A 7,651-nucleotide genomic window follows, 5' to 3' on the forward strand; every position below is an offset into this window, starting at 1 on the left:
CCCGACGCGCGACCTCACCGCGCAGGGTGTCGGCGAACCTGTCGGCCAACGACTTCTTCTCGGCCATGTTCGAGATCACCGCGACGACCTGCGGGAAGTTGCGGAAGATGTCGGCGCCGGCCTCACCCTTGAAGTCGGCGTAGATGACGATCAGACGCTCAGCGGAGTGAGTCGTCAACAGCGCCAACAGGATCGACATCAGCGTTTGCGACTTGCCCGCGCCGGTCATGCCGATCATCAAGCCGTGCGGACCCATCCCGCCCTCGGCTTCGTCTTTGAGATCGAAGATCAGCGGTTCGCCGGTCGCGGTGACACCGATCGGGACCCGCAGCTCGTCGTCGCGGTTTCGTGGCGCCCACATCGTCGGCACATCCAGCCGCGACGCGTCCGGAATTCCCAGCAGCGTAGTGAAAGTGGCGCCGCGGGTGGCGGTCGACTGCAGTCCGCTGTGCGTCGGGTTGGAGTCCCATCGGGACAGTCGGCGCGCCAGATGGCCGGCGTCTTGTGCGCCCAGCTGGTCGACGTCGTCGATGTAACGCTGCCAGCCGCCGGTCTGCCAACGGTCGATGGCGCCGTCCGCGATCCGCAGGATCGGCCGTTCCGGATCCGAATATTGCTCGCGATGGGGTGTCTTGTCCGACCGGTGCACGACGGTGACGCTGGCCCGGCCGGCCGCCAGGGGCGAGGCGGCCAGGTCGTAATCCGGATCATCGACGACGATCAGAAAGTGCCGCAACGCATCAGCCGACCCGGCGGTGAATGCCGGGCGGTCTGCCAGCGACGGGCCGAGCAGCCCGGCCAGCTCGTCGGGCTTGGTAGACAGGTAGCGGGCCGGGCCGACGCCGTCGAGTTCGCCGGGAACATCGACGTGCGGCAACCACTTGAGCCATGACCATTCCGGCGTCTCGAGATTCGAGGTGGCCACGGCGACGCCGAGCACCGTCGGGTCGTGCCAGATCACCGCCTGAGCGATCCAGGCCCGCAGCGCTGCACGCACGTCGTCGGCATGCCCGAGCACGGTGATCCGCGAAACCCTGGTGAGGTCGATACCGGTCGGAACATCACGGACGGTGCGCTGGGTATCCAGCAAGCTGCGTAATGCGCTGTGCGACACCGGCTCCAGGTCAATCTCGTCGGCCGTGTCGTTGACCCGCAATGCGGTGTCCAGTGCGGACGAGTGCAAGCCGGCGCGCACCATCAGAAAGTCGGCATCCCGCGGATCACGTTCCCATTGCCGCCGCGAGCCGGGTATCGCGGCCAAATCCGCGGGTTCGGGGTGCGACCATTCAGCCGCGGCGCGTTGGTCGGCGGCCTGGGCCCGGATGTTGTCCCGAACCACCGACAGGTAGCGCAAGTAGTCGGCCCGCTCGGCGTCAACTTCCTCAGTGCGGTTTTTGTTGTCGGTGCCGCGGTACATCGCGGTCGCGGCCAGCAGCAGCACGAACGGGAAAAACAGCGTCTGCGGGGAGATCAGCCGGATCCCGGTGGCGACCATCGCGACGATCATGCCGACGATCAGCAGCACGATCACAACCGGCAGGGCCCGTCGCAGCATCGACGGCGGAATCACCCGGGGCAGTTCCGGCGGCGCTTCGATACTGATGGTGCCTTTGCGGGTGGCCGGTGGTGGCAGCCGTCGGCGGGCCTCAAAGATCAGTCGGCTCATCGGTTTTCCCCCTGTGCTGCGTTACGGCCTGGTCGGGTGTCTGGCGCCAGACCGTCGTGGGCGAGCAGCGCGTCGGCACGTGACAGGGTCGGGCCGGGTGCGAACAACGACAGCATCGACCAGGGAATCGGAGTCGGCGGCGGGTTCAGGCCAAGGACCTCGGCGGTTTTGGTAGGCACATTGGCGCCACCTTCGTTATCGATGCCGTATCGGACGCCGGTGTCGGAGATCCAGAACAGCGACCCGGCCGCCGGCGAAGCCGCATTTTGCCCGACGGTTGCGGTGAAGTACCCGGTCCCGGGCGCCAGCGCCACCCGGCTTGCGGTGCCACCGGTTCCGGCGCCGACCAGATCTTCGGTGTGCACGGCCTCCGACACTGGAAGTGCCGAACCGGTAAGCAAGGTCAGTGAATTCGTGGTCGCGCCGGCCGGCTTGCTCCAGCGCACACAGGTAACCGGATCACGGGCGGCGTCGACCAGGCTGATCCGCTGATCGGGATAGCGGCTGGTATCCAGCATCCGCGAGACCGGCAGCTTGGCGACCTGATCGGCGCCGAGCCGCGGTGGCTGATCCAGACGGTAGGAATTGGAGTTGCGCAGTATCGCGGCCAGCACCGGCGAGATCGGTTGCAGGCCATCGGGCAACACCGCGTAGTAGAGCATGGCGTTGCCTGACGTGGCGTCTAAAGCATGGGCTTCGACCACCGCGCCGACCGGCGCGGACACCGGCAGACCGAACCGCGGTGGGCTTCCGGCGTCCGGAATGGCCGGTGCGGACAGCGGTGGCGCTTCGGGGATCGCGTTGAACAGCCCGACGGCAATCGGCCGCGGCGCGGGTATGTCGCTAGCCAAGCCCAGCGCGCCGGTGACGGCGTGGTCGTTCAAGTCGATCCGGCTGCGCCGGCCGTCCCACAGCAGCCAGCTGCTGCTGGGGTTGCGTACCAGCACCGCGTGCCCCGCGGTCAGCGCCGCGGCCCGCGCGCCAGTGCTGTCTGCGGCTCCGGCAATCACTGTGACCCCGGTCGCCGGACCCGAAACGGCATCGCACACCGTCCAGTTGGCGTCCTTGGCGGTGTTTTGCACCATCCGCTCGGGCGCGCCCGGGATCCCGATCAGGTTGCCGCGCGGAAACTTGTCCAGCTCAGTGCTTTTCACGGTGGCGGGATTCACCGGCCGACCGACGATCAGCCGAGCCGAAGTCAGGTTCAGCACCGGGTGCAGTTGATCGCCGACCCGCACATACAACGCAGCGGTGGACCGGTCGGCCAGTACCGGGTTGTTGGCCGCCGATCCACTGGGCCGGATTAGCGAGAACACGAAGCAGCCCACCAGCGCGGTGATCACCAGCAGCACGCCCATCAGTACCGCGCGCGTCTGGGTGCGCAACGGATCAACCAGCATCCGGGTGTCGTGCAAGGCGACGCCAGAGGCGATGCGGCGCATCACAAATCGCCAGCCGGTCACCTGGTGGCGCGTGACGAAGCCGCGGCGGTAGACCACTTTGTCGGGATTGTCGTTGACCGGGGTGCGCGAAGCGAACGAGCGCCGGTCGTCGGGTGACTCTGGGTTCGTCATGCCGGCGTCTCCAGCCGCAGGCCCTCCAGCAGCGGCGGCACGGTGTTGGCGACGTCGGCGGCGGTGATCGTCATGAGCTCCTCGTCAGTGAATTCGCCGGTTTGCGCGTGTTCGGAGTGGTCCAACCGGAATTCGCGTTCTTCTTCTGACTTTTCGACGACGTTGCGGACAAACCGGCCGTTGCCCGCGATATCCAGGCCGCGGCGTTCCACCCCCGCAGTGTCGGGTTTCGTGATGTTGGCCAGGTGGGCGAACAGCGCTTCCAGGTCGTCGAGCGCGGACCGCTCGAAGGCGCTGTCGCGTTTCGTGGCCATGAAGTTCGCGATCTCGATCAATTCGGCCGGCTGGTAGGACGGGAAGTCGATGGTGCGAGTGAACCGCGACCGCAGACCTTGGTTGGTGTCCAGGAACCGATCCAAATCGGCGCGGTAGCCGGCGATGATGACCACCAGCCGGTCCCGATCGTTTTCCATCCGGGCCAGCAGGGTGTCGATGGCCACCAGACCGAAGTCGTTCTTGGCGCCGGTGGCAACCAGGGCGTAGGCCTCGTCGAGGAACAGCACACCGTCCAACGCGCTGTCGATCATCGCGTTGGTCTTGGCTTCGGTCTCCCCGATGTGCTGACCGATCAGATCGGCGCGGTGTACCTCTTTGATGTTCTCCTTCTTCAAGAGGCCAAGGCCGCAATAGATTTTCGCGACGACGCGGGCGATCGTGGTCTTGCCGGTTCCGGGTGGCCCAGTGAACACCAGGTGGTGGGTGCGCTGCGCCACTTCCAGTCCGCGCTCCTTGCGCACCAATTCCATTGCGACCGCACTCTTTAACCGCGCTACCTGATCTTTGACCTTTTCCAGTCCGATGAACTCGTCGAGCTCGTGCTCTGCCTCGGCCATCAGTACGGCCTTGCGCTCCTGGGCTCCGGGGTCGACGAAGTCGCCGGGCTTGGGCTCGGTGGCCGGATCCCACGGGTCGGTGCGCGCGTCGATGCGGTCCGAGGTGGTGGGCACGATCCCGAAGCTGGAATCCGTTAGCGCCTCTTCGACCTGGGCGTTTTCCGGGTTGGCGGCATACAGGTCCTGCAGCACCTCTCGCGCGGTCTCGTCGTCGCCGTCGGCACGCAGCGCCAGCGCCTTGGCCAGCGCGCCGTCCACCGCGGCGACGGCGACCGGACCGTCGGGCTCCTCGAGATAAGACAACGCCGCCGCAAACATGCCAAGCCGCGCCAGCGCGATCCCCAGGGCGATCTTGACGGCGTGTGCGAAGTGCTCGTCTAGGCCGGAGTCGTTGACGATCGGTGACAGCAGTTTGACCACGTCGGCCCAGCGCTCAGCCTGGTAGTGGATGGTAGCCGCGACCCAGCGGGCCTCCCGCGAACTCGGCCGACGCTGGGTGACGTCGACGACCAGTTTGTGCGCGTCGGCGAATTTGCCCTCGGCGGCCAGCCCCGCAGCGTAGGCGAGGTGAAAATCGTCGGGTTCGGTCGCGCGAAACCGCAAATACAGCCCGGTGTCGTAGTGGTAACCCAACGCGCCGGGTGCCAGTTCCGCGTGGCGTTGCAATACCCCCGCGGTCGCCGCGTTCTGCGAAATCGCTTCCAGCACTCGGGTAGACACGTCGCCCGCCGCGGCCAGCCCGACCCAGGCGTCGCATTGGTCATGGGCGATGCGGGTGAGCGCGGTGAATCCGGATCGGGCGGCGGTCAGGTCTGCTGGACGCGTGCGGTCATAGACAGTCAGCCCCAGCGCCCGGCAACAGGTCGCGAATCGACTCATGACGTCGTCATCCACCCGCGCCGTCGTTGGCCGTGTTGCGATCATGCCCGTGTCAGCGGTTTCCACGTCTCGGTCTCCCCTTTTGGACGTAGTGTTGCCTAAGCTAACCTCGGACGAAGTTAGCATTGCATAAGCTAAGTGTCGAGACGCACGGATTGGGTCGATTGCTGCCCCCGGTCACCCTGGCTCGGTAACCCGACCGCTGCAGCTCATTGCGCATAACAGCCTCCCTGCGACGACCCCGGGGCGCCGGCGAGACGGGACGGTCTCCCCGTCGCCGCCAGCGCGGTCCGACCGCGGCTAATGAAAATGGATGTCATTAGCAGGCGACTGTACGGCATGGGCTTCTCACCGCTTCACGGCCCTGAGCAATGTGTTGCGAGCGACCATGGATCGGGCCTCCGATTCCGGTCCGGGAACCGGCCGGCCGACCTCGCGTAGGTAATCGGCCAACGAGGTCGGCGCCGCGGTCCAGCCGTGCTCGCCGAACCAGTGGTCGACCGGAGCGTGTTGCTCGTTGTAAACCAGTTGGAAGAACAGCCGCTCGTCGCCCTTGGCGCGAGCCTCCCGTTCCTCTTCAATGCCGGCCTCGAGTTCCTCGGTCGACATCGGGGCACTGTCTTCCACGGCGGCGTGACTGCCCGCGCTGGCCAGCGCGTCGATCCCGGTGAGCAACTGCTCTTCGGCATCCGCTGGGAGATAGAGCAGCAGACCCTCGGCAATCCAAGCTGACGGCGAGGCAGCGTCAAACCCATTGTCCCGCAATGCTTGCGGCCAGTCCTCACGCAGGTCGATGGCAACCTCACGGCGCTCGGCGTTGGGCTTGGCGCCCTGTTCGGCGAGCACGTCGCGTTTGAAATCGAGCACCTGCGGACGGTCCAACTCGAAGATCGTCGTCTGGTCAGGCCAGGGCAGCCGGTAGGCGCGGGAGTTTAAACCCGCCGCCAGAATTACTACCTGCCTGACGCCCGCATCGGCGGATCGCCGGAAGTAGTCGTCGAAGTACCGGGTGCGGGCACCTTGGAAGTTGACGAAATGCGCGCCCCAATCAGGTGTCTTCAGTTGGTGTTCGGGAACTTTGCCGTCCAGCACGTCGGCCACGTTTCCTCCCGCCGCCCGGCAGAACACCTCGGCAAACGGGTCGACAGCCAATGGGTCGGGTTTTTTCGCCTCCAATGCTCGAGCGGTGGCCACTAATAACGCGGTCGCACCGACACTCGTGGTGATGTCCCAGTCGTCGTCTTCAGTACGCACGGCAACCGACCCTACGCCCGCCGACCAGCAGGCTTTGTCGCCTGCGCGCCACCGCCCGTTCAGCCACGACGGCATTCAATACGACGCAGTGTCGTAGAACAAGACCCTGTCCCGGTAGGGGGTATTCGCAAAGGCTGCCCGACTACACCAACGGGCGGCCGGCCTTGATCCGGCGGTCCAGATCCCACAGCAGCACGTTGAACGGGAAGCGCCGGATAAAGCTCGGCATCATGTTGTTCACCGTCCGCAGCACGGCGATCAGCCGGTCGAAGCGCCGCTGCTTGGCGGCATCCCATGCCAGGTGCATCTCCTCGCGGAACCGTTGCGGCAGAAAGCCGGTGGTGATCAGCAGGCCGAGTTTTTCCGGCTGCCTGCGCACGACCGTCGGCAGCGGCACGCCCCGTATCCGACCCGCGGCAATCGGATACAGGTACTCACGGACAGTGTCGTCGATGTGCACCTTGTCCAGTTGCTGCTGCCAGTAGCGGTCGAACGCGGCCCGATCCGGCGGCCACATCTCCGCCGGCACCTGCAGCGTGGTGCCTAGCACCACCGCTTCGCGGTAGTGACGATCGGCATCCTGCGCGTCCATCTCGCCGATGAACGTGCGATAGAAGTCGACCCCGCCCTTGTAGAGGCAAGCCGCCACCCACAGCTGCAGGTCGGGGTCAAACGCGTTGTACTCGACCGGGCTGTCGGGTGTCGAGTAAACCTCGGCATGTGCACGGTTCACCGCCCGGCTAAATGCCGCCTTCTGGGCGTCTGTGCCGACCATGGCCACCGCAAGATAGGTGAACGTGGTGCGGGCCCGCTTGATCGGGTGCAAGTCCACCCGGCCGCTCTCGACGCGGCTCTCCACCACGCCGTAGCCGACACCCGGCCGGGCCAGCTGCATGATCACGTTCGCCGGACCGAGCAGTAGCGCCATTCCCATCAGCGTGTCGTCCAGTTGGGGCGTCCGCCGCTTCTTACGGCGGCCCAACCGGGCTCGCGGTGGATCACTCACCATGCGCTCGACATGCCTGATTGGCTCGCTCACCGTCATCGCACACCTACCCCGCTAATTCTGAGAACGCCGGTTTCCTGATATTGCAGCCTGGTGCATCCCGATGTCAAGATGGGAGCCATGGCCATCGCCGCGACAGCCAGCGCACGGCCATACCGTGGCATCGAGGCAGCCGATCGGACGGCAACCCGCCGCGCCCGGCTGCTGGGGGCCGGCCTCGATCTGCTGGGTGCCGACGATGCCGCCGAATTGACCGTTCGCGGCATCTGCCGACAGGCCGGCGTGGCCGCCCGTTATTTCTACGAAAGCTTCGCCGACAAGGACGAGTTCGTCGCAGCGGTCTTCGACTGAGTGATCGCCGACCTGGCGGCCACCACGC

General features: G+C 66.1%; 5 protein-coding genes and 1 pseudogene. 1 reads left to right on the forward strand and 5 read right to left on the reverse strand.

Annotation, left to right across the window (positions count from 1 at the left end):
* The 5 genes from eccCa to WAN71_RS25675 all read right to left on the reverse strand — a co-directional run.
* A partial coding sequence (gene eccCa, locus WAN71_RS25655; RefSeq protein WP_422228017.1) for a type VII secretion protein EccCa occupies positions 1–1,666 on the reverse strand: 1,666 nt, incomplete at its 3' end.
* The gene (gene eccB, locus WAN71_RS25660) at positions 1,663–3,240 is read right to left on the reverse strand and encodes a type VII secretion protein EccB (protein ID WP_422228018.1); all 1,578 of its coding nucleotides are present in this window, start codon (positions 3,238–3,240) and stop codon (positions 1,663–1,665) included. The genes eccCa and eccB, both read right to left, overlap by 4 nt.
* Positions 3,237–5,057, reverse strand: coding sequence for a type VII secretion AAA-ATPase EccA (gene eccA / locus WAN71_RS25665; RefSeq protein WP_422228021.1), 1,821 nt, complete (start codon positions 5,055–5,057; stop codon positions 3,237–3,239). The genes eccB and eccA overlap by 4 nt, the downstream gene beginning before the upstream one ends.
* A 303-nt stretch (positions 5,058–5,360) precedes the next feature.
* Positions 5,361–6,266 carry a class I SAM-dependent methyltransferase gene (locus WAN71_RS25670; protein WP_422228019.1) on the reverse strand — a complete coding sequence of 302 codons (906 nt, stop codon included), beginning with the start codon at positions 6,264–6,266 and terminating at the stop codon, positions 5,361–5,363.
* A 142-nt stretch (positions 6,267–6,408) separates the two neighbouring features.
* Positions 6,409–7,311, reverse strand: coding sequence for an oxygenase MpaB family protein (locus tag WAN71_RS25675; protein ID WP_422228020.1), 903 nt, complete (start codon positions 7,309–7,311; stop codon positions 6,409–6,411).
* Positions 7,312–7,392: 81 nt separating this feature from the next.
* Here WAN71_RS25675 and WAN71_RS25680 point away from each other — a divergent pair.
* A pseudogene (locus WAN71_RS25680) lies at positions 7,393–7,620 on the forward strand (TetR family transcriptional regulator); the annotation flags it as partial.
* Positions 7,621–7,651 lie beyond the last annotated feature (31 nt).

This window comes from Mycobacterium sp., assembly GCF_049280035.1.
Classification (GTDB): Bacteria; Actinomycetota; Actinomycetes; order Mycobacteriales; family Mycobacteriaceae; genus Mycobacterium.